Annotated in this window: 16 protein-coding genes; 14 read left to right on the top strand and 2 right to left on the bottom strand. The window is 74.1% G+C overall.

The genetic code is table 11. From position 1 onward, the window contains the following. The first annotated feature begins 103 nt into the window (after nucleotides 1-103). Nucleotides 104-2,728, top strand: coding sequence for a valine--tRNA ligase (locus ACA361_RS30090; RefSeq protein WP_375017521.1), 2,625 nt, complete (start codon nucleotides 104-106; stop codon nucleotides 2,726-2,728). A 52-nt stretch (nucleotides 2,729-2,780) separates the two neighbouring features. Next, entirely contained in the window at nucleotides 2,781-3,758 is a 978-nt protein-coding gene (locus tag ACA361_RS30085) for a hypothetical protein (protein ID WP_375017519.1), read from the top strand. Here ACA361_RS30085 and ACA361_RS30080 read toward each other — a convergent pair. Together ACA361_RS30080 and ACA361_RS30075 are read right to left on the bottom strand one after the other, a co-directional pair. After that, nucleotides 3,755-4,957, bottom strand: coding sequence for a hypothetical protein (locus ACA361_RS30080; protein ID WP_375017517.1), 1,203 nt, complete (start codon nucleotides 4,955-4,957; stop codon nucleotides 3,755-3,757). The two genes, ACA361_RS30085 and ACA361_RS30080, sit on opposite strands and share 4 nt — an antisense overlap. Continuing rightward, nucleotides 4,954-6,180, bottom strand: coding sequence for a hypothetical protein (locus ACA361_RS30075; protein WP_375017515.1), 1,227 nt, complete (start codon nucleotides 6,178-6,180; stop codon nucleotides 4,954-4,956). Before ACA361_RS30075 ends, ACA361_RS30080 begins: the two co-directional genes overlap by 4 nt. 127 nt (nucleotides 6,181-6,307) lie before the next feature. Between ACA361_RS30075 and ACA361_RS30070 the strand changes: the two genes are divergently transcribed. From ACA361_RS30070 to ACA361_RS30015, 12 genes are all read left to right on the top strand, one after another. Then, on the top strand, nucleotides 6,308-7,678 hold the full coding sequence (locus ACA361_RS30070; protein ID WP_375017889.1) for a bifunctional folylpolyglutamate synthase/dihydrofolate synthase: 1,371 nt from the start codon (nucleotides 6,308-6,310) through the stop codon (nucleotides 7,676-7,678). A gap of 256 nt (nucleotides 7,679-7,934) precedes the next feature. Further along, nucleotides 7,935-8,267, top strand: a complete 333-nt coding sequence (locus ACA361_RS30065; protein WP_375017513.1) for a DUF4233 domain-containing protein — start codon at nucleotides 7,935-7,937, stop codon at nucleotides 8,265-8,267. A 112-nt stretch (nucleotides 8,268-8,379) separates the two neighbouring features. Then, a complete protein-coding gene (locus ACA361_RS30060; RefSeq protein WP_375017511.1) occupies nucleotides 8,380-9,726 on the top strand; it encodes a hypothetical protein in 1,347 nt (448 codons plus the stop codon). 89 nt (nucleotides 9,727-9,815) lie between these two features. Continuing rightward, on the top strand, nucleotides 9,816-10,226 hold the full coding sequence (ndk, locus tag ACA361_RS30055) for a nucleoside-diphosphate kinase (protein ID WP_375017509.1): 411 nt from the start codon (nucleotides 9,816-9,818) through the stop codon (nucleotides 10,224-10,226). Nucleotides 10,227-10,413: 187 nt separating this feature from the next. Then, the gene (locus ACA361_RS30050; RefSeq protein WP_366616221.1) at nucleotides 10,414-11,448 is read left to right on the top strand and encodes a rod shape-determining protein; all 1,035 of its coding nucleotides are present in this window, start codon (nucleotides 10,414-10,416) and stop codon (nucleotides 11,446-11,448) included. A 93-nt stretch (nucleotides 11,449-11,541) separates the two neighbouring features. Continuing rightward, nucleotides 11,542-12,558, top strand: coding sequence for a rod shape-determining protein MreC (gene mreC / locus ACA361_RS30045; protein WP_375017507.1), 1,017 nt, complete (start codon nucleotides 11,542-11,544; stop codon nucleotides 12,556-12,558). Nucleotide 12,559: 1 nt separating this feature from the next. Continuing rightward, nucleotides 12,560-13,156, top strand: a complete 597-nt coding sequence (gene mreD, locus ACA361_RS30040) for a rod shape-determining protein MreD (protein WP_375017505.1) — start codon at nucleotides 12,560-12,562, stop codon at nucleotides 13,154-13,156. Then, complete coding sequence (gene mrdA, locus ACA361_RS30035; protein WP_375017504.1) at nucleotides 13,153-15,234, top strand: penicillin-binding protein 2; 2,082 nt, start codon at nucleotides 13,153-13,155, stop codon at nucleotides 15,232-15,234. Before mreD ends, mrdA begins: the two co-directional genes overlap by 4 nt. Then, complete coding sequence (rodA, locus tag ACA361_RS30030; protein WP_375017502.1) at nucleotides 15,231-16,427, top strand: rod shape-determining protein RodA; 1,197 nt, start codon at nucleotides 15,231-15,233, stop codon at nucleotides 16,425-16,427. The genes mrdA and rodA overlap by 4 nt, the downstream gene beginning before the upstream one ends. A 73-nt stretch (nucleotides 16,428-16,500) precedes the next feature. After that, nucleotides 16,501-18,423 carry a TIGR03960 family B12-binding radical SAM protein gene (locus tag ACA361_RS30025; protein ID WP_375017500.1) on the top strand — a complete coding sequence of 641 codons (1,923 nt, stop codon included), beginning with the start codon at nucleotides 16,501-16,503 and terminating at the stop codon, nucleotides 18,421-18,423. A gap of 129 nt (nucleotides 18,424-18,552) precedes the next feature. After that, entirely contained in the window at nucleotides 18,553-19,410 is an 858-nt protein-coding gene (locus ACA361_RS30020; RefSeq protein ID WP_375017498.1) for a TIGR03936 family radical SAM-associated protein, read from the top strand. Nucleotides 19,411-19,616: 206 nt separating this feature from the next. Beyond that, the gene (locus ACA361_RS30015; protein WP_375017496.1) at nucleotides 19,617-23,165 is read left to right on the top strand and encodes a ribonuclease E/G; all 3,549 of its coding nucleotides are present in this window, start codon (nucleotides 19,617-19,619) and stop codon (nucleotides 23,163-23,165) included. The last annotated feature ends 193 nt before the right edge of the window (nucleotides 23,166-23,358 follow it).

Raw genomic sequence — 23,358 nt, 5'->3', positions numbered from 1 at the left:
AGACTTCGTCAGGGGGAGGTTATGCGAGGTTCGTACCGATCGATTGGACGCATCGAGACGTCATGGCGTTCTCGCTTTTCGCGGACCCGTAGAATCCGGTCCCGTGACAACGCCCAGCCATGAGCGCGGCCCCGCGGCCGCCGACGTCGATCTGCCCACCCAGTATCAGCCTGGGAACGTCGAAGGCAAGCTCTACGAGCGCTGGGTAGCCGCCGGGCACTTCACCGCCGACCCGGCCCGCCGCCCGGACGCCCCCGCCTACTCGATCGTGATCCCGCCGCCGAACGTGACGGGCTCGCTCCACATGGGGCACGCCCTCGACCACTCCATCCAGGACACGCTCGTCAGGCGGCGCCGGATGCAGGGCCACGAGGCGCTGTGGGTGCCGGGCATGGACCACGCGGGCATCGCCACCCAGAACGTCGTCGAGCGGGAGCTGGCCAAGGAGGGCCTGTCCCGGCACGACCTGGGCCGCGAGGCGTTCGTCGAGCGGGTCTGGAAGTGGAAGGGCGAGTCCGGCGGCCGGATCCTCGGCCAGATGCGCCGGCTCGGCGACGGCGTCGACTGGACGCGCGAGGCGTTCACGATGGACGACCGCCGCGCCCGCGCCGTCCGCACGATCTTCAAGCGGCTGTTCGACGACGGCCTCATCTACCGCGCCGAGCGGATCATCAACTGGTGCCCGCGCTGCCTGACCGCGCTGTCGGACATCGAGGTCGAGCACGCCGAGCGCGACGGCGAGCTGGTCTCGATCCGGTACGGCGACGGCGACGACGCGATCGTGGTGGCCACCACCCGCGCCGAGACGATGCTGGGCGACACCGCGGTGGCCGTCCACCCCGACGACGAGCGGTACGCGCACCTGGTCGGCCGCGAGATCGAGCTGCCGCTGACCGGCCGGACGATCCCCGTGGTCGCCGACGAGCACGTCGACCCCGAGTTCGGCACCGGCGCCGTGAAGGTGACCCCGGCGCACGACCCCAACGACTTCGAGATCGGCCGCCGCCACGACCTGCCGTCGCTGTCGGTCATGGACGAGCGCGGCGTGATCACCGCGCACGGCCCGTTCGAGGGGCTGGACCGGTTCGAGGCGCGGCCCGCCGTGGTCGCCGCGCTGCGCGAGCAGGGCCGGATCGTCAAGGAGATCCGCCCGTACGAGCACTCGGTCGGGCACTGCCAGCGCTGCTCCACGGTCGTCGAGCCGCGCGTGTCGCTTCAGTGGTTCGTCAAGGTCGAGCCGCTGGCCAAGGCCGCCGGCGACGCCGTCCGCGACGGCCGGGTCGCGATCCACCCGCCGGAGATGTCGGCCCGCTACTTCGAGTGGGTCGACAACATGCACGACTGGTGCATCAGCCGCCAGCTGTGGTGGGGCCACCGCATCCCCGTCTGGTACGGCCCGGGCGGCGAGGTCGTCTGCCCCGGCCCGGACGAGGAGCCGCCGGCCGGCTGGACGCAGGACACCGACGTCCTCGACACGTGGTTCTCCTCGGCGCTGTGGCCGTTCTCCACCCTCGGCTGGCCGGACGACGACGCCGACCTCAAGCGCTTCTACCCGACGTCGGTGCTGGTCACGGGCTACGACATCCTGTTCTTCTGGGTCGCCCGGATGATGATGTTCGGCCTTTACGCCATGGACGGCGCCGAGCCGTTCTCGACCATCGCGCTGCACGGCATGGTCCGCGACCAGCACGGCAAGAAGATGTCCAAGTCGTTCGGCAACGTCGTCGACCCGCTGGACTGGATCGACCGCTACGGCGCCGACGCCACCCGCTTCACGCTGCTGCGCGGCGCCAACCCGGGCGGCGACGTCCCGGTCGCCGAGGAATGGGCGCAGGGCTCGCGCAACTTCTGCAACAAGCTGTGGAACGCCACCCGCTTCGCGCTGATGAACGGCGCGCACGTCCGCGGCGACCTGCCCGCGGCGGCCGAGCTGACCACGGTCGACGCGTGGATCCTGTCCCGCCTCAACCGCGTGATCGCCGAGGTGGACGCGCAGCTGGAGGGCTACGACTTCGCCAAGGCGTGCGAGACCCTCTACCACTTCGCGTGGGACGAGGTCTGCGACTGGTACGTGGAGCTGGCCAAGGTGCAGCTCGCCGACGAGCGCGCCGGCGCCACCCGCCGCGTGCTGGGCGAGGTGCTCGACAAGCTGCTGCGGCTGCTGCACCCGGTGATCCCGTTCGTCACCGAGGAGCTGTGGACCTCCCTCACCGGCGCGGAGACGCTGGTGCGGGCCGAGTGGCCCGTCCCGGACGCGTCCCGGCACGCCGGCGACGCCGAGGCGCTCGTGGAGTCGCTCCAGCGGATGGTGACCGAGGTCCGCCGGTTCCGCAGCGACCAGGGCCTCAAGCCGGGCCAGCGGGTCGTGGCCGCCCTCGACTTCGGCGGGTCGCCGCTGGCCGCGCACGAGGAGGGCATCCGGACGCTGCTGCGGCTGACCGAGCCGGGCGAGGGGTTCGCCGAGACGGCGTCGCTGCCGGTCGAGGGCGTCACCGTGCGGCTCGACACGGCCGGGACGATCGACGTGGCCGCCGAGCGCAAGCGGCTGGAGAAGGACCTGGCCGCCGCCCGCAAGGAGGCCGACCAGGCTCGCCGCAAGCTCGGCAACGAGGCGTTCATGGCGAAGGCGCCCGAGCAGGTGGTCGCCAAGAACCGCGACCGGCTCGCCGCGGCCGAGGCCGACATCGAGCGCCTGGAAGCGCAGCTGGGCGCGCTGCCCGCCGCCTGACCCGACGATCCCCCGGCCGACCGGCCGGGGGATCCCCGTTTCAGGAGATCAGTTGACCGAATCGCCTCCCCGGCCCGCGGACGACCCGGCCGATCCGCCGGCGGACGCCGGGCGGCCCCTCGTGCTGCCGCCCGCGCCGCCGCCGGTCGCGCCCTGGTGGGCGGCGTCCTCCCTGGAACCCGCCCCGCCGGAGTCGCTGGCGGACCCGCCGGCGACCCGTACCGACGGGTTCCCCGTGGTCCAGGCGGAGCCGTCGTCGGCGGCCGTCGCGGCGCCTCCGCCTCCTCCTCCGCCTCCTCCGGCCGTGCCGCCGCAGGCCGTCCCGGCGGTCGAGGAGGTCATCACCACGGGCCCTCAGCGGCACGCCGGGGGATGGACCGGCCCGCAGCCCGTCCAGGATCGGCCCGTGCAGGCACGGGCCGTTCGGCCGCAGGCGGCACCGGCTCCCGCGAAGCCGCGGCGGTCGGGGAAGGGCCCGGCGGCCGGGCTCGCGATCGGCGCGGGACTGGTGGCGGCGGCCGTCGCCGCGGCGGGGCTGGCCTTCCTCGCGGGCGGCGAGGACGTCCCCGCGCGCGAGGTCAGCGCCGCGGGCACGGCCGGCGGCCTCCGCAAGGACGCCGGACCGCCCGCCGCGAGCGCCGCGTACCCGTTCATCGCGGCGGGCGCCCGCGCGGCCGGGGTCGAGAAGGCCGCCAAGGCGGGCGCCGTCTACCGCGATCCCGCGACGGGAGCGCAGAACGTGCTGTTCCTCGGCGGTACGGCCCCGGTCGGCGATCCCGCCGCGTTCCTCCAGAAGGCCCGTCCCAGCACCGTGATCAAGACGGCCGCGGCGCGCCCGCTCAAGGGCGGCGGCCGGATCTCGTGCGGGACGTTCGCCGTCCTGGAGGCCACGCACCTCTACTGCGCCTGGGCCACCGAGAACTCCTTCGGCTTCGTCGCCGCCAACACCCCCGCCCCCGACGGCCGCGTCGACGGCCTGGACGCGCTGACCCGGCGCATGCGCGCCGACCTGGAGAAGGCCCGGGCCTAGGGCGCGTCGAAGAGGCGGTCGGTGGGCGCGTCCACCAGGTCGAGAACGCGGCCGACGAAGTAGACGGTGCCGAGGGCGACGAGGCGGCGTCCCAGGGCGCCCAGGCCGGCCGTGCGCAGGTCCGCGGCGTCGACCACCCGCCAGGACTCCGGGAGGGGCCGGGAGAAGCTCAGGTGCCCGTACGGGAGCCGGACGAAGGTCACCGGCAGGCCGCCGAGCTCGGTGATCGCGCCGTCCAGGTCCTTGTGGTCGGGCAGGCACAGCAGGACGTGGTCGACCGCGCCCCAGCGGGCCCGCGCGGTGGCCAGCGCCACGGCGATCCCGGCCCGGTCGATGGCCGAGTCCGCCAGCAGTTCGCTCTCCGTGCCGGGGACGGGATGCCAGGACAGCCGCCCGGGCAGGGAGATCGTCTCCAGCGTGGCCCGCAGCCGCGGCGCGCCCGGAACGTCCCGCCCGAGCGCCTCCAGCAGCCGTACGGCCGCCAGATGCCCGGTCTCGGCGCCCGCCCGGGACAGGCCCGCGGGCGCCGGCCCGGACGGCAGCACGCCCCGTGCGGCGGTCTCGGCCTCCGGGAGCGCCTCCGCGACCTCCGTGTCCTGCGGCGCCGCGACGGTGGCGCGGGTGGTGCCCGGCACGACCACGCCGGCCTTCTCGCGGGCGATCTCGGCGGGGGAGTCGCCCAGCACGCCGAGGTGCTCGCCGAAGATGGGGGTGATCGCCACCGCGGTGGCCGGGAACAGCGAGACCTCGTCGGACCGGCCGCCCATGCCCGCCTCCAGGACCAGCGCGTCCGCGCCGGCGAGGCGGCCGTGCAGGGCGCCGGCCAGCAGGAACAGGCCCGACGGGGACAGGTAGCCGCGGCCGCGGCGGGGGAGGCGCCGCATGGCGGCGCGCAGCCGCCCGGCCAGCCCGGCCAGCTCCTCCTCGCTCACGGCCTGCCCGGCGAGGCGGATCCGCTCCCGGGCCTCGCGGTAGGCGGGGCTGGTCACGGTGACGGCCGTCAGGCCCGCGGCCGCGAGCACGGCGGACGCGTACGCGGCGGCGGTGCCCTTGCCCTTGGACCCGACGACGGCCAGCACGGGCCGGTCCGGGTCGGGCAGCCCGAGGACCGCGGCCAGCGCCCGCGCGCGGTCCAGGTCGCGGCGCGCGCCCGTGCCGCGCTCCCGCCACTCGCGGAAGAAGACCTCGTCGGCGGTCATCGGCTCCGTCCCCTCGGATCGCGCCGCAGGCGCAGCGGCGCCAGCAGCAGCGCGGTGATCACCACCCCGGCGGCCACCAGGCTCCATGCTTTCAGCTTGATGTCGGCGGTCAGCGCCACCATCAGCGCCGTACTGGGAACGATCAGCTCGTTGAGCTTGGCCACGATCAGCGGCCCGACCCGGCGCCGCACCGTCACCACCGCCACGCGCGGCACGCCCAGCGCCGCGCGGCTCATCGCGCCGACGCCCGCCACGGCGATCGGGGGCGGCCGGTCAGCGGTCACGGCCCGGCCCACGACGTAGGTGTCCGGCCAGTCGTCCCTGCCGACGTCGCCCAGCGGCAGGGCCGTGGCGATCGTGCGGTTGCCCGGCCCCCACTCGACGTACACCTGCTTGCCCGGCTGCGTGCCGAGCAGCGGGAACAGCTCCTCGGCGAGCCGTACCGTGGGCGCCTGGTCCTCGCCGGGCGTCGCCGCCTCCAGCGTCCGGAAGGTCAGCGCGGGGGCGCGCAGCGCGGCCCGCGCGGTGTGCTCGAACGCCGCCCCCGGCGCCCGGAGCACCCGTACGGGCCACCGCGTCCCCCGGTCGCCCCAGCGCGGCTCGCGGACCCGCAGCCGCCGCCGGCCCCGCGCGGGCGGCGCCGCGACCAGCACCTCCGGCGCGAACCCGCCCTCGCCCGGCGGGATCCCGAGCAGCATCCTGGTCTGGTACGACAGCCGCACGTGGCCGCGGTCGCGCGGCTCCCTCGTCCGGAGCACCCGGCACAGCGCGGGGATCCCGCCGTGGTTGACGAACGCCCACCGGCGCACCCCGAGCCGCCGGGCGTCGTCGGCGTGCAGGCCGATCTCGTTCCCGGCGAGCAGCCGTTCGATCCGGGCGGGCAGCACCGGCATCCGCTCCCGCCGCACGGTGATCTCCACCCGTTCGCCCGCGGCGGGCGGCGCGCCGCCGCCCAGCGCGTTCCAGACCGGCGCGGACAGCCGTACGGTCGAGTGCCAGGGCGTCGGGCAGGTCTCCCACCGCCGGTCGTCGGAGCCGACCAGCCAGGCCGCCGTGGCGGTGCGGCCGCGCGCCACGGCCGCCAGCGTGTGGTCGGGGAGGTCGAGCGCGGTCATGACGCTCCGGTGCAGGAGGACCACCGGGATCTGGTGCAGCGGCAGCGACCGGGTGTCGACGGCCGCGCCGAAGGCGACGAGGCCGGGCATCCGCCCCGAAATGATCATGAAGCGGGAGTGTAGTGGTCCGGTCGGGGCGCGCGGAGGGGGCAAGTAGGCTGGCGAGGGCCACTTCTCGCAGCGATGGAGCATCGTGAACCAGGGAACCGACTACCGCGCCGCCGTTGGCGCGATCATGAGCCGTGGGGTCGAGTGGGACATCGATCCCACCCTCGACCGCGTCCGCGATCTGGTCGACCTCCTGGGCGAACCGCAGCGCGCGTACCCGGTGATCCATGTCGCCGGCACCAACGGCAAGTCGAGCACCGCCCGGCTGATCGAGGCGCTGCTGCGCGAGCGCGGCCTGCGCACCGGGCTCTACACCAGCCCGGAGATGACCACGCTCCGCGAGCGGATCGCGATCGACGGCGAGCCGATCTCCGAAGAGGACTTCGTGCGCGCCTACGAGGACGTGCTGCCGTACGCGGGACTGATCGACGACAAGCACGGCGTGCGGCTGTCGTTCTTCGAGCTGCTGACGGCCATGGCGTTCGCGGCGTTCGCGGACGCGCCGGTGGACGTGGCGATCGTCGAGGCCGGCATGGGCGGGTCCTGGGACGCCACCAACGTCGCCGACGGCACGGTCGCGGTGATCACGCCGATCGGGCTGGACCACACCCGCTACCTGGGCGACACGGTCGAGGAGATCGCCGGCGAGAAGGCCGGGATCATCAAGCCGGGCGCGGTCGCGGTACTGGCCCAGCAGCCGGTGGCGGCCGCCGAGGTGCTGCTGCGCCGGGTCGTCGAGGTGGGCGCCACCGCCGCCCGCGAGGGCATCGAGTACGGCGTGCTGAGCCGCGACGTCGCCGTGGGCGGCCAGCAGCTGCGGCTCCAGGGGCTGCACGCGGTGTACGACGAGATCTTCCTGCCGCTGTTCGGCGACCACCAGGCCGGCAACGCCGCGACCGCGCTGGCGGCCGTGGAGGCGTTCGCGGGCGGCGCGCCGACCCGCGGCGAGGCCAACCTGGAGGCCGTGACGCGGATCGCGCCGGGCGAGACGTTCACCGGCGGCGACGCCGGCCAGCTCGACCCGGCGCTGGTGCGCAGCGGCTTCGCCAAGTCCGCCTCCCCGGGCCGCCTGGAGGTCGTGCGGACGGGCCCGACGGTCCTGCTGGACGCCTCGCACAACCCGGCCGGGATGGCCGCGACCGTGCAGACGGTGACCGAGTCGTTCGGCTTCACCCGGCTGGTCGGCGTGCTGGCGGCGGCGGCCGACAAGGACGTGGCGGGCATGCTCGACCAGCTGGAGCCGGTCCTGGCCGAGCTGGTCGTCACCCGCAACTCCTCGCCCCGCTCGCTGCCGCCCGAGGAGCTGGCGGAGCTGGCCGAGGGGATCTTCGGCTCCGAGCGGGTGCACCTCTCGCCCCGCCTGGACGACGCGATCGACCGCGCGATCGGCCTGGCCGAGGAGACGGGCGAGTACCAGGGCGCCGGCGTGCTGGTCACCGGCTCGGTCGTGACGGCCGGCGACGCCCGCACCCTGCTCCGCGTCGACGAGAAGCGATGAGGCGATGAACCGGGAGACGGGGTCATGAGCGCTCGTGGCCGCGTGGCGGCTGGACTGAGGAGTGTAGGGAGCTTGCGACCGGAGCGACGAGGGAAGCCGTCGCGTGAGGCGGCCGCGGGCCGCCGAGCGGAGGCGAGGCCATGAGCGCTCGTGGCCGCGTGGCGGCTGGACTGAGGAGTGTAGGGAGCTTGCGACCGGAGCGACGAGGGAAGCCGTCGCGTGAGGCGGCCGCGGGCCGCCGAGCGGAGGCGAGGCCATGAGCAAGAATCCGGTGCGTAGCCTTCAGGCCGCCGTGCTGGCCAGTGAGGCCGTGGTGATCGCGCTGGCGATCCCGGTGGCGGTCGCGGTGCTGAAGGTGGACGGCGCGCTGGCGGGGCTGGTGTGCGGGGGGCTGGCGGTGCTGTGCGTGCTGCTGGCCGGTTTGCTGCGGTTCCCGTGGGCGGTGCCGGTCGGGTCCGGGCTGCAGGTGCTCATCGTGGCGACCGGCTTCATGGTGCCGACCATGTTCTTCCTCGGCGTCCTTTTCGGCGCGTTGTGGGGAACGGCCATCTGGATGGGACGCAAGGCGGAGCGCGCGGCGGCGCGCTAAATTCGCGGGGACGGCTTCACCATTCGCCCGCCGAATGGCCGCTGAATATTCCGGCATTTTTCTTTAATGGAGCAAATGCCTCGGTGGGCGGCGACCTCCGAAGGAGAGGGCCGTGTCCATCCGTTCCGCAGCCGCCGCCGCGGGGCTCGCCCCGCTCGCGGCCGCCGTCCCGGCCGCCGCGGCGCTCGTTCCGCCCGACACGTCCCTTGAGGTGCTGGCCGCCGCGCGCGCCGGCCTCGGGCTGGGCGACGCGCGAGAGTTCCTGCGGGCGGCCGGGCTCGGGCTGCCCGCCCTGCTGGTCGCGGTCCCGCTCGCGGCGGCCGCGGCGCGGCGGCTGCCCGCGCGGGCCGTGCTGGGCGCCGGGCTGGTCTGCCTGGTCGCGGGACTCGGGACGGTACGGCTCGCGGACGCGGTGCCGCAGATCGCCGCGGGCCGGCTGGCCCAGGGCGCCGGGGCGGGGATCGCCCTGTCGGCGACCGCCGTGCTGGTGTGGGAGCGCCGCAGCCGCGTCCTGATCGCGCTGTGGGCGGGGGCGCTCGCGGGGGGCCTGCTGGTCGCGATGCCGCTGGCGCTGTCGGTGGTGCCGCGCGAACCCGACTGGCGGGCGGGGCTGGCGCCGTTCCCGTGGCCGGCGCTGGTGGCCTGCGGCGCGCTGCTGCTGTGCCTGGCCGGGCCGCGGGGCGTGCCGGACCTCCCGAAGCGGGCCGAGCGCGGGCAGACCGTGCTGCCGGTCGTCCCGGCGGCGGGGCTCGCGTTCCTGGCCGTGGCCGCCTCGTACGGCTGGTCGCCCGGCGCGCTGCTGGTGATGGCGTGCATCGCGCTGGTGGCGCTGGGCGGGCTCGCGGCGGCGGCCGGACGGGAGAGCCCGGCGGGCGGCCCGCTCGGGTGCGCGGCCGTTATGGTGACGGCGGGCCTGTTCAGCTACCCGCTGGCCGCGCCGCTGGCGGGGCTCGAAGCGGCGGGCGGCGGCGTCCCGCTGGGGGCGTTCCTGGCGGGCGGCGCCGCGGCGCTGCTCGGCGCGCTGCTCACCGTGTGGCCGCCCGCGGTACGGCGGGCCGTGCCGGCGGGCCACGCGCTGGTGGCCGCGGCCGCGGCGATCGGGTTCGCCACCGCGTCGCCGCTCGCCATGGTGCCGCTCGGGCTCGGCGTCGGCGCGGCGCTCGCGGCGTCGCTGCGGGACGCGGGCGCGGGCGCGGCCCTCTTCGGCCTGGGCCTGTGCTTCCCCGCCGTGCTCACCGGGCAGCTGGTGGCCCTGTCGCTCCAGGCCGGGCGGTGGCACCGGGCCGACCCCGGCACACCCCTGGAACGGCTCGCCGCGCTGGAGGCCGGCTACCGGGACTGGCTCGTCGCGGCCGGGGCGCTGGCGGTGGCGACCGCCGTGCTGTCCTGGCGCCGCAGGCCCGCCGCGGCGGCGGAGCCCGCGGCGCGCGAGGCGTTGCCCGAGCCGCTGGCCGGGTAAGCTTCGCGCGCAGTGGTGCACGGCCTGTCCGGCCAGGCCCCCGCGAGGGGCGCGCCCACCCATCCCATCTGTTCCAAGGAGAACCTTTCGTGTCCGAGCGCACTCTTGTCCTGGTCAAGCCCGACGGCGTCCGCCGCGGTGTCATCGGTGAGGTCGTCTCCCGGATCGAGCGCAAGGGCCTGAAGATCGCCGCGCTGGAGCTGCGGACGCTGCCCCGCGAGACCGCCGAGGCGCACTACGAGGAGCACGCGAGCAAGCCGTTCTTCGGCGAGCTGGTCGAGTTCATCACCGGCGGCCCGCTGGTGGCCATGGTGGTCGAGGGCCCGCGCGCGATCGAGGCGTTCCGCGCCCTGGCCGGCGCCACCGACCCGGTCAGCGCGGCCCCCGGGACCATCCGCGGCGACTTCGCCCTGGAGATCGGCGAGAACATCGTGCACGGCTCCGACTCCACCTACTCCGCCGAGCGCGAGATCAAGCTCTTCTTCCCCGACCTGGGCTGATCTCCGGCGTCCGGACACGCGGGCCGGATCTTCCGGCCCGCGTTGTCTTTGGCCTAAAACTCACCTGTTCAACACCTGTTTTTTGGGCAACGCGCGGAGGAAGGGTGCCTGCCCTGCCCGGCTTCGTCGCGTTACGATGGGACCGCCGCTCTGCACGCCCGTCAAGTACGAAGGGCTCCCTTTTTCCATGGGTAACAAGCTGTCGTTTCTCGGCCGTGACATGGCGGTCGACCTTGGCACCGCGAACACGCTCGTCTACGTGCGCGGGCGCGGCATCGTCCTCAATGAGCCCTCGGTCGTGGCGATCAACACCAACACCGGGAAGATCGTCGCGGTGGGCATCGAGGCGAAGCGGATGATCGGCCGCACTCCGGGCAACATCGTCGCCGTGCGTCCCCTGAAAGACGGGGTCATCGCGGATTTCGACGTCACCGAACGGATGCTCCGCTACTTCATCCAGAAGGTCCACAAGCGCCGGCACTTCGCCAAGCCGCGGATCGTGGTGGCGGTGCCGAGCGGCATCACCGGAGTGGAGCAGCGCGCCGTCAAGGAGGCCGGCTACCAGGCCGGCGCCCGCCGGGTCTACATCATCGAGGAGCCGATGGCCGCCGCGATCGGCGCCGGGCTCCCGGTGTACGAGCCGACCGGCAACATGGTCGTCGACATCGGCGGCGGCACCACCGAGGTCGCGATCATCTCGCTGGGCGGCATCGTGACCAGCCAGTCGGTACGGGTCGGCGGCGACGAGCTCGACCAGGCGGTCATCTCGTTCTCCAAGAAGGAGTACTCCCTGATGCTCGGGGAGCGCACCGCCGAGGAGATCAAGATGGCGATCGGCTCGGCGTTCCCGGCCGGGGACGAGGAGCCGCACGCCGAGATCCGCGGCCGCGACCTGGTCAGCGGCCTGCCCAAGACGGTCGTGATCTCCGCCGAGGAGGTCCGGCGGGCGATCGAGGAGCCGGTCAACGCGATCGTGGACGCGGTCAAGACCACCCTCGACAAGTGCCCGCCCGAGCTGTCGGGCGACATCATGGACCGCGGCATCGCCCTCACCGGCGGCGGCGCGCTCCTCAAGAACCTCGACGAGCGGCTCCGCGAGGAGACCGGGATGCCGATCCACCTCGTCGACAACCCGCTCGACTCGGTCGTGCTCGGCACCGGCAAGTGCGTCGAGGACTTCGAGTCGTTGCGGCAGGTGCTCGTTCCGGAGCCGAGGCATTGACGGGTAGGCGAAGCCTTTCTGGGGGCACGGGGGACCGCCCCCGGAGGGGACACTGACCCCCCACCCACAGACGACGAATCGGGAGGTCGGTGGGTGAAGGACACCCGGCGGACCCGCGTGGTGTTCGGCGTGCTGCTCGCCGTCGCGCTGACGCTGATCACGGTCGACTACCGGGGCGGGGACGACTCCCCGCTGCGCGGACTGCGCGGCCTGGGCGCGACGATCTTCGGCCCGGTCGAACGGGTGTCGGCGGCCGTGGTGCGGCCGATCGGCAACACGTTCGACGCGGTGACCGACGCGCCGGACCAGCGCCGCCGCGCGGACCGGCTCGAACGCGAGAACCAGCGCCTCCGCGAGCAGCTGCGGGCGCGCGGCCTCGACCAGGCCAGGTCGGCGCAGCTGGACCGGCTGCTCGGCACCGCCGGGATCGGCGGCTACAAGATCGTGGCCGCGCAGGTGATCTCCGCGGGCCAGGGCTTCGAGGACACCGTGACGCTGGACGTCGGCAGCCGCAGCGGCGTCAAGCCCGACATGACGGTGATGAGCGCCGACGGGCTCGTCGGCCGCGTCACCCGGGTCGGCCCCGCCACCGCGACCGTGCTGCTGGCCACCGACGTGACGTCCTCGGTCGGCAGCCGGCTGGAGGACTCCAAGGAGATCGGGATCCTCCAGGGCACCGGCCGCCGCGGCTTCGGCGGCGGCGGCGCGACCCCGCTGAAGTTCCAGCTCCTCAACGCGCACGCCCCGATGAAGGTGGGCCAGCGGCTCGTCACCCTGGGGTCGCAGGGGGAGCGGCCGTACGTCCCGGGCGTCCCGATCGGCGTCGTCGAGCGCATTGACGCCCCGGCGGGCGGCCTCACCCGGATGGCGTACATCCGCCCGTTCACCCGGTTCACCACCCTGGACGTGGTCGCCGTCGTGGTGGCGCCGCCCAAGGCCGACCCGCGCGACGCCGTACTGCCGCCCAGGCCCAAGCCCAGCCCGACGGCGACGCCCACCCCCACCGCGAAGCCGTCCGGGGAACCCGGCGACGAGTCCGGCGACCGGCCGCGCGGCCGGTCGAGCCGGGAACCGCGCCCGACCACCGCCCAGCCGACCTCGGGGGAATGACGTGCTGACCGCACCGGAGACGTCGCCGGCAGGCCGCAACCTCGTCACGGGAGCCGTTCTCGTGGTGGCGCTCATCCTGCAGGTGTCGGTGGCCAACCGGCTGCCGCTGCCCGGCCAGATCACGCCCGACCTGGTGCTGCTGGCCGTGGTCGCGCTGGCGCTGGTGTCGGGCTCGCTGACCGGGATGGTCGCCGGGTTCGCCGCCGGGCTGGCCGCCGACATCATCCCGCCCGCCGACCACACCATCGGCCGCTACGCGCTGGTCTACTGCCTGATCGGCGCCGTCTGCGGGCTGGCCGCCGCCGAGATGGACCGGCAGACGCTGGTGCCGTTCCTGGCGGTCGCCGCCGGCGCGCTGGCCGGGACGATCCTGTACGCGCTGACCGGCATGATGCTCGGCGATCCGAGATCCAGCTGGGACCTGGTGTCCCGGATGGTGCCGCTCCAGGTCGTGTACGACGTCATCGCCAGCCCCTTCGTGGTCTGGTCGGTCCTCAAGGTCACCGGACGCCAGGAGCGCGCCGAGCGGGCGCGCGACGGGCTGTCGGTCCCGGCGGCCCGCTACCGCGCGATGTCGGGGCGGGGGCCGGGCCTGTGAACCCGCGCACCCATTTCCGGCTCGTCGTCCTGTACGTCCTCGTCGGCGCGCTGATGCTGGTCCTGATGGGCCGGCTGTGGACCATGCAGGTCCTGGACGGCGAGCACTACCGGCAGATCGCGGCGCAGAACCGCACCCGCGACATCGTCGTCCCGGCCGTCCGCGGCTCCATCCTCGACAGCTCCGGCCGGGCGCTGGTCCGCAACCGCAGCGCGCTGGTGGTGTCGGTCGACCGGACCACGCTGTCGCGGCAGGAGGACCGCGGCCGGGGCGTGCTGACCCGGCTGGCCGGCGTCCTCGGCACGTCCTACGACGAGCTGGCCAAGCGGATCCGGCTGTGCGGGCCCGGCATCAAGCGGCCCTGCTGGCCCGGCTCCCCGTACCAGCCGATCCCGGTGGACGACCGGGTCGACCCCAAGCGCGCCCTGCAGATCATGGAGCGGCAGGAGGAGTTCCCCGGCGTGACCGCGGCGGTCCAGGCCATCCGCGAGTACCCCAGGCCGGAGGGCGCCGCGGCCGTCCAGGCGCTCGGCTACCTCCAGCCGATCACGCAGGAGGAGGTCGACAAGCGCAAGGGCATCCGGGTCACCGGCTACAGCGGCGTCGACCTGGTCGGCCGGGACGGCCTGGAGGCGATGTACGACACCGACCTGCGCGGCGAGCCCGGGCTGCGGCGCGTCCTGGTCGACAGCCAGGGGCGCGTCACCGGCACCAAGTCCGAGCAGCAGGCCGTCCCCGGCGGCACGCTGGTCACCAGCATCGACGCCAAGATCCAGGGCGCCGCCGAGAAGGCGCTGGACGACGCGATGAAGTCGGCCCGGCAGCAGGGCGAGAAGGCCGACGCCGCGGCCGCGGTCGTGATGGAGGTCGGCACCGGGCGGATCGTGGCGATGGCCAGCCGCCCCACCTACGACCCGTCCATCTGGACCGGCGGGATCTCCCAGGACGACTACGACGCGCTGCTCGGCAAGAAGCGCGGCGAGCCGCTGATCTCGCGGGCCATCGCCGGGCAGTTCGCGCCCGGCTCCACGTTCAAGATCTCCTCGACCGCGGCGGCGGTGGCCGACGGCTACGACCTGAACGGGATCTATCCCTGCCCGGGCTCGTACAACGTCGGCAGCCGCGCGTTCACCAACTTCGAGAGCACCGCGCACGGGCCCGTCGACCTGCACAAGGCGCTGGTCGTCTCCTGCGACACGATCTACTACAAGTTCGCGTACGAGCAGTGGCAGCGCGACGGCGGCATGAAGCCGCGGAAGAACCCCAAGGACCCGATGGTCGAGATGGCCCGGCACTGGGGCTTCGGCGCCCGCAGCGGCATCGACCTGCCCAGCGAGACGCCCGGCCGGATCCCCGACCGGGGCTGGAAGCGCGATTACTGGAACGCCACCAAGAAGGCCGACTGCAAGGGCGCCAAGCAGGGCTACCCGGAGGTCGCCAAGACCGATCCCGCGCGCGCCGCCTACCTCAAGGCCGTCGCCGCCGAGAACTGCGCCGAGGGCTACGTGTGGCGCGCCGGCGACGCGGCCAACTTCTCGGTCGGCCAGGGCGACATCCTGGTCACGCCGCTCCAGCTCACCCGGGCGTACGCGGCGCTGGCCAACGGCGGGAAGCTCGTCGTCCCGCGCGTCGGCCTCGCGGTGATGAACCCGGACGGCAGCGTGGCCCGGCGCATCCAGCCGCCCGAGCCGAAGAAGCTGCCGGTCGACGGCAAGGTCCTCAAGTACATGCGCGACGCCCTCGCCGAGGTGCCCAAGAAGGGCACGGCCGGCGGCGCGTTCAACGGCTTCGACTTCAAGCGCGTCACGGTGGCCGGCAAGACCGGCACCGCGGAGGTCTGGGGCAAGGGCGACACCTCCTGGTTCGCCTCGTACGCCCCGGCCGACAAGCCGCGGTACGCCGTGGTCGCGATGGTCTCCCAGGGCGGCACCGGCGCCTCCACCGCCGCGCCCGCCGTCCGCGCGATCTACGAGGCCATGTACGGCGCCAAGGGCAAGGAGCCCGCGCTCAAGGACGGCAGGCTGCCCGCGGAGCTGCCCCAGCTGCCGCAGGCCCGGCGGGAGGGCACCGCGCCATGATCCTGGGGGGCGACGCGGGGGCCGGGGTCGGCTCGCTCGGCGGCTACGGCGACCACAGCCGGCGGCAGCGCCTCGTGGCGGTGCTCGCCCGGCTCGACTGGGTGCTGGTGCTGACCGTGCTGGCGCTGTCGGTGATCGGCGCGCTGCTGGTCCGCTCGGCCACCTGGCAGCTGCTCACCGAGCAGGGCAAGGACCCCGAGGGCTTCCTCAAGCGGCACCTGCTCAACCTCGCGCTGGCGTTCGCCGTCGGCGGCCTGGTCGCCGTGCTCGACTACCGGCTGCTCCGCGCGTACGCGCCCATCCTGTACGGCCTGGCCTGCGCCGGCCTGGTCGCGGTGCTCACCCCGCTCGGCGACACGATCAACGGCTCGCACTCGTGGATCGTGATCGGCGGCGGGTTCCAGCTCCAGCCGTCGGAGTTCGCCAAGGTCGGCCTGGTCGTGCTGCTGGCGATGATCCTCGGCGAGCCGCGGGACGGCGAGGTCGGCCCCGGCGACAAGGACATGCTGCTGGCGCTGGTGCTGGCCGGCTTCCCGGCCGTACTGATCATGCTCCAGCCCGACCTCGGCACCACGCTGGTGTTCATCGCCGTCGTGCTCGGCATGCTCGCCGTCTCCGGCGCGCGCAAGCGCTGGCTGGGCGGCCTCGTCGGCGGCGGGCTGCTCGCGGCGTTCGCGGTCTGGTTCTTCGGGCTGCTCAAGCCGTACCAGATCGCCCGGTTCACCGCGTTCATGGACCCGTCCGCCGACCCGCGCGGCGCCGGCTACAACGCCCAGCAGGCCCGGATCGCGGTCGGCTCGGGCGGGGTGACCGGCAAGGGCCTGTTCAACGGCGAGCAGACCGGCGGCCACTTCGTCCCCGAGCAGCAGACCGACTTCATCTTCACCGTCGCCGGGGAGGAGCTGGGGTTCCTCGGCGCCGCGGTGATCGTCCTGCTGCTCGGCGTCGTGATGTGGCGCGGGCTGCGGATCGCCACCCAGGCCGCCGACCTGTTCGGCACCCTCGTCGCGTCCGGGATCGTGTGCTGGATGGCGTTCCAGGCGTTCGAGAACATCGGGATGACGCTGGGGATCATGCCGATCACCGGGCTGCCGCTGCCGTTCGTGTCGTACGGCGGGTCCGCGACGTTCGCCAACATGATCGCGCTGGGGCTGCTCCAGGCCGTCCACCTGAGGCGACGCCCCTTCGACTGACCGATCGGGCGCGCTCGCGCCCGGCGGTAGGCTGGATGACTCATCCCGCGTCCATGCCATCGGAGGACCTTGCATGCCTGTCGAGTCGATCTTCCCGCGACTGGAGCCGCTGCTCCCGCGCGTGCAGAAGCCGATTCAGTACGTCGGCGGCGAGCTGAACTCCCAGATCAAGGACTGGGACGAGGCCGACGTCCGGTGGGCCCTGATGTACCCGGACGCCTACGAGGTCGGCCTGCCCAACCAGGGCGTCCAGATCCTTTACGAGATCCTGAACGAGCGCGACGGCGTCCTCGCCGAACGCACCTACAGCGTGTGGCCCGACCTTGAGGCGATCATGCGGGAGCACGGCATCCCGCAGTTCACCGTGGACGCGCACCGCCCGGTCGGGGCGTTCGACGTCCTGGGCGTGTCGTTCTCCACCGAGCTCGGCTACACCAACCTGCTCACCGCGCTGGACCTCGCGGGCATCCCGCTGGAGGCCGCCGACCGCGGCGAGGAGCACCCGATCGTGCTGGCGGGCGGGCACGCCGCGTTCAACCCCGAGCCGATCGCCGACTTCCTGGACGCCGCCGTGCTCGGCGACGGCGAGGAGATCGCGCTGGCGATCACCGAGGTGATCCGGGAGTGGAAGGCCGAGGGGTGGCCCGAGGGCCGCGACGGGCTGCTCGCGCGGCTCGCGGCGTCCGGCGGCGTGTACGTGCCCAAGTTCTACGACGTGACCTACCTGCCCGACGGCCGCATCCAGCGCGTCGCGCCCAACCGGCCCGGCGTGCCGTGGCGGGTCGACAAGCACACCGTCATGGACCTCGACCAGTGGCCGTACCCGAAGAAGCCCCTGGTCCCGCTGGCCGAGACCGTCCACGAGCGGTTCAGCGTGGAGATCTTCCGCGGCTGCACCCGCGGCTGCCGGTTCTGCCAGGCCGGCATGATCACCCGGCCGGTGCGGGAGCGGTCGATCACCACCATCGGCGAGATGGTCGACACCGGCCTCAAGGAGTCGGGCTTCCAGGAGGTCGGGCTGCTCAGCCTCTCCAGCGCCGACCACAGCGAGATCGCCGACGTCGCCAAGGGCCTGGGCGACCGCTACGAGGGCACCAACACGTCGCTGTCGCTGCCGTCCACCCGGGTCGACGCGTTCAACATCACCCTCGCCAACGAGTTCTCCCGCGGCGGGCGGCGCTCCGGGCTGACGTTCGCGCCCGAGGGCGGCTCCGAGCGGATGCGCAAGGTGATCAACAAGATGGTCACCGAGGACGACCTGATCCGCACCGTGACCACCGCGTACGAGAACGGCTGGCGCCAGGTCAAGCTGTACTTCATGTGCGGCCTGCCCACCGAGGAGGACGAGGACGTCCTCGCCATCGCCGGGATGGCCAAGCGCGTCATCCAGGCCGGCCGGGAGGCCACCGGGCGCAAGGACATCCGCTGCACGGTCTCCATCGGCGGCTTCGTGCCCAAGCCGCACACCCCGTTCCAGTGGGCCGCCCAGTGCGACCACGAGACCGTCGACCGCCGCCTGCGCGCCCTCAAGGACGCCCTGCGCTCCGACAAGGAGTACGGCCGCGCGATCGGCCTGCGCTACCACGACGGCCAGCCCTCGATCGTCGAGGGCCTCCTCTCCCGCGGCGACCGCCGGGTCGGCAAGATCATCCGCGCGGTGTGGGAGGACGGCGGCCGCTTCGACGGCTGGAGCGAGCACTTCTCCTTCGACCGCTGGACGGCCTGCGCCGACAAGGCCCTCGACGCCGAGCCGGTCGACCTCGCCTGGTACACCGTCCGCGAGCGCGACGAGGTCGAGGTCCTGCCCTGGGACCACCTCGACGCCGGCCTCGACCGCGAGTGGCTGTGGCAGGACTGGCAGGACGCCGTCGACGGGACCGAGGTCGAGGACTGCCGCTGGACGCCCTGCTACGACTGCGGCGTCTGCCCCACCATGGGCACCGAGATCCAGATCGGCCCCACGGGCAAGAAACTCCTGCCCCTGTCGGTCGTTTAGCCAGGTCGGAACGGGGCGTCCGGAGCGTCACCGCCCCCTCGCCGGGCGCGGTCGCTTCGGGCGCCCCGTACTCTATAGGGAGACGTTTTCGACTCGGCACGAGTAGGAAGGACTAGAGCCCTGGCTCCCATGCCGGAGGGTCCCGCGCCGGCCCCCGTGATCCAGCGCCTCCGCGTTCGCTATGCCAAGCGCGGCAGGCTGCGGTTCACGAGCCACCGCGACATTTCCCGGGCCGTGGAACGCGCCGTCCGGCGCGCCGGGATTCCCGTCGCGTTCAGCGCAGGATTCACTCCGCACCCGAAGATCTCGTACGCGGGTGCGGCGGCGACCGGGGTGGCGAGCGAGGCCGAGTACCTGGAGATCGCGCTCACCGAGACCCGCGACCCTGAGCGGGTCCGTGCCGACCTCGACGCCGCGCTGCCGGCCGGGCTCGACATCGTGGATGTCGTCGCCGCCGGCCAGGCCAAGACCAGCGCGCTGGCGGATCGGCTCGCGGCGTCCGAGTGGCGGATACGGCTGGACGGCGTCCCTGAGACCGACGCCGCCGGGGCCGTGGCCGCGTTCCTGGACGCGAGCGTGATCGAGGTGGAACGCCTCACCAAGAAGGGACGCCGCCGCTTCGACGTGCGCGCCGCCGTCGGCAGCCTCCGCGTGGAGGCCGACCGGCGCGCCGAGGGATCGGCGGATGCCCCTTGTGCAATACTTCGAATGGTTGTACGGCATACAACACCTGCCGTGCGACCCGACGACATCCTCACCGGACTGCGCCAGGTCGCCGACCTCGCGCCGCCGTCACCGCCACTGGTGACCAGGCTGGCGCAGGGGCCCCTCGACGCGGACACCGGTGAGCTCACGGATCCGCTCGAGCCCGACCGGGACTTTTCCTCCGGTCGGGTGGCCGAACGGCCGTCCGGCGACGAAGCCGTGACGGCGCGCGGCGCTGCGCTGCCGGCCGCGGGCACGGATGTCGCCGGCGCCCGTTCGTAGAGCCGAAGCCGTGGCGACACGGAACCGGTTCCCAGGGGACGACGGGCGCGCCCCCGACGACTTCGTCGTCACGGCAGGGCCACGACCGTGGCTTTGCCGCGACGGCACCGACGACTGACGGAGAGTTCCCGTGCGGCGCACCGCACCGTCCCGCCCCGAACGGCGGAACGGGGTCGCGCCCGGGAGCCTGACGGGAGATTGCCCGCATGCTTGAGAACGAAGCCGAATCGGCCACCGATAACGATCAGGACGGCACCACCACGGCTCCCGCGCGCCGCCGCGCCAGCCGCCCCGCGGGCCCACCGCCCGAGATCGACGACACCCCGGCCCCGGCCCCGCCCGCGGCGGAGGAGCCCGCCGACGAGGACGAAGAGCCCACCACCGCGGAGGCCGAGCCCGCCGCCACAGACGAGCAGACCACCACTGCCGCCGCCTCTGAGCCGGGCGCGTCCGCCGCCGGAGGGCCGGGCGGCACCGCCGCCACGGAGGCCGCCGCCCCTGAGACGGACGCGTCCGCCGCCGGTCGGCAGGGCGCCGCCGGAGGGTCGGGCGCCGCCGCTGCCACTGACGTGCCCGCCGCGGAGGCTGACGCCGCTGACGAGCAGGACGCTGCGGCCGCTGAGCCGGGTGCGGCGGATGTCGTGGACCAGCAGGGCAGCGCGCAGGCCGCCGCCGAGACGAGCGCCGCGGATGCCGCTGGACGGCCGGGTGCCGCTGAGACGGCAGGGGTCGTGGACCAGCAGGGCGCGGCGAGTGACGCCGGTGGCCAGGACGCCGTGGACGCCACGGACGCCGTTGACCAGCAGGGGGCCGCGGAGGCCGCCGAGCAGGGCAGCGGGCGGCGGCGTACCAGGCGGGCCGCCGCCACCGACGCCGGTGAGAAGACCACCACGCGCAGGCGCACGCGGCGTACCGCCGCCGAGGACACCGGCGCCGACGCCGGCCAGGAGGCCGCCGCGGCCGGGGGCGAGCAGGCCGCCGAGGGCGAGGCCGCCGAGGAGGGCGCGCGCAAGGCCGCCGGCCGGGGGACGAGCCGCCGCCGGGCCAAGGCCGCCGACGAGGGCGAGGCCCCGGCCGAGACCGCCGAGGGCGAGGACGAGGGGACCGGCAGGAAGCGGACCCGGACGCGTGGCCGCGCGGCGGCGCCCGCCGGGACCGAGGCCGAGTCCGCCGAGTCCGCCGAGTCCGCCGGGGCCGCGGAGAAGCCGGCCCGCCGCCGCCGTGCCGCCGCCGTACCGCCCGTTCCGGAGGCCCCGGCGGGCGAGCCCGCGCCGGAGACCGAGCCGGTGGCCGCGGCCGTGCCGGGCGTGACGTTCCAGCCGCCGATGGTGGTGTTCCAGGCGCCCGAGCCCGCGGCGCAGACGCCGTCGCACCCCAAGGACGAGGTCAAGAAGGCCCAGCAGGCCGAAGAGGCCGAGGAGGCCGCGGCCGAGCGGGACGAGGAGCGCGACGAGGACGACGAGTCCGGCGACCGCCCCTCGCGCCGGCGCCGCCGCCGCGGCGGCCGCGGCCGGGGACGCGGCGGGCGCGAGGAGGGCGACGAGACCGCCGAGGACGGCGAGGCCGACGAGCCCGAGAAGGCCCAGCAGGCCGACAGGCCGGAGAAGGCCGACAAGGCGGAGAAGGCCGACAGGGACAAGGGCGGCAAGGGCAAGGGCAAGGCGGCCGCCAAGGAGGAGCCCGAGGCCGAGGCCGAGAGCGCCGACGAGGGCGAGGGCGAGGACGCCGGGGGCGGCAGCCGCCGCCGCAGGCGCCGCCGGCGCCGCTCGGGCGCCGGGGACGGCGAGGGCACCGGTTCGGACGACCCGCCGAACACCGTCGTGCACGTCCGCGAGACCCGCGACGCCGTGGACGAGGTCCAGTCCGTCCGGGGCTCGACCCGGCTGGAGGCCAAGAAGCAGCGCCGCCGCGAGGGCCGCGAGCAGGGCCGCCGCCGGCCGCCGGTGATCACCGAGGCGGAGTTCCTGGCCCGCCGCGAGTCGGTCGAGCGCGTGATGGTCGTCCGCCAGGAGGGCGAGCGCACCCAGATCGCCGTGCTCGAGGACGACGTGCTGGTCGAGCACTACGTCAACCGCGCGACCCACCAGTCGTACGTGGGCAACGTCTACCTCGGCAAGGTCCAGAACGTGCTGCCCTCCATGGAGGCGGCGTTCGTCGACATCGGCAAGGGCCGCAACGCCGTCCTGTACGCGGGCGAGGTCAACTGGGACGTCGCCGGCCTGGAGGGCCAGCCGCGCCGGATCGAGTCGGCGCTGAAGTCCGGCCAGTCGGTGCTGGTGCAGGTCACCAAGGACCCGGTGGGCCACAAGGGCGCCCGGCTGACCAGCCAGATCTCCCTGCCGGGCCGCTACCTGGTGTACGTGCCGGACGGCTCGATGACCGGCATCAGCCGGAAGCTGCCCGACAAGGAGCGCAGCCGCCTCAAGCAGATCCTCAAGCGCGTGATGCCCGGCAACGCGGGCGTGATCGTGCGTACCGCGGCGGAGGGCGCCACGGAGGAGGAGCTGGCGCGCGACGTGTCGCGGCTGGCGGCCCAGTGGGACAACATCCAGAAGCAGGTCAAGAACGCGTCGGCGCCGTCGCTGCTGTACGGCGAGCCCGACCTGACCATCCGGGTCGTCCGCGACATCTTCAACGAGGACTTCAGCAAGCTGGTCGTGTCCGGCCAGGAGGCGTGGGACACGGTCTCGGAGTACGTGGAGTACGTGGCGCCGCACCTGAAGGACCGGGTGGAGCGCTGGACCGACGGCCAGGACGTGCTGTCGTCGTACCGGATCGACGAGCAGATCGCCAAGGCGCTGGACCGCAAGGTCTGGCTGCCCAGCGGCGGCTCGCTGGTGATCGACAAGACCGAGGCGATGACGGTCATCGACGTCAACACCGGGAAGTTCACCGGGCAGGGCGGCAACCTGGAGGAGACCGTCACCCGCAACAACCTGGAGGCGGCCGAGGAGATCGTGCGGCAGCTGCGGCTGCGCGACATCGGCGGCATCGTGGTGATCGACTTCATCGACATGGTGCTGGAGAGCAACCGTGACCTGGTGCTGCGCCGGCTGGTGGAGTGCCTGTCGCGGGACCGTACCAAGCACCAGGTGGCCGAGGTGACCTCGCTGGGGCTGGTCCAGATGACCCGCAAGCGGGTCGGCCAGGGCCTGCTGGAGGCGTTCTCGGAGACCTGCGAGTCCTGCAACGGGCGCGGCATCCACGTCCACATGACGCCGGTCGAGCCGAAGGCCGACAAGGGCGCCCAGGGGGCGCAGGGCAGCCGCCGCCGCAAGCGCAAGGGCGAGGTGGAGAAGGCGGTCGAGGAGAAGCTCGCGAGCCAGGAGTCCGCGAAGCGGCCCCCGGTGAACGAGGAGCCCGCCCCGGCGGAGCGGCCGGCCAAGGCCGAGCCGGTCAAGGAGGCGGTGAAGCCGCGCGCGACCAAGCCGGCGAAGCGCCCGGCCGGCCCGCCGCCGGAGGACCCGGACGAGGCCCCCGCCGTGCCGCCGGCGACCGAGGAGGCCGAGCCGCAGGCCGCGGTGGAGGCCGCCGAGGCCGCCGCCGAGAACGCCGGGACCGGCCCGGCGACGCTGGAGTCGGAGCCGGTCGAGCCGCTCGACACGTCCGATGCCGCCACCGACGCCGCCGCTGACGACGACACCGGCGGCGACGCCGGCGACGCCGATGACGCCGCCGCCGCGAGCAACGGGCGCCGGCGCCGCACCCGCCGTCCCCGGGCCAAGGCGGAGGCCGCGGCCGAGGCCACCGAGTGACCGCCGAACGAACGACCGGCTGAACGAATGATCGAGGGGCCGGGCGTCCGGTACGCGGAGCGGGGTTCGCGTTCCGGTCCGGACGTCCGGTAACCTTGTCCTCTGGCGTGTGCAGGCACGCCATCTCGACATGCACCGCCTCAGGTGCGTTCCTCGCCGATCCGGCGGAGAAGGCGAGACCAAGCAGAGAGCG

This window comes from Actinomadura sp. 21ATH (assembly GCF_041951345.1).
In the GTDB taxonomy this organism is placed as follows: domain Bacteria; phylum Actinomycetota; class Actinomycetes; order Streptosporangiales; family Streptosporangiaceae; genus Spirillospora.
Note: the sequence above shows the minus strand (reverse complement) of the source record. Positions and strands in the feature narration are given on the sequence as shown.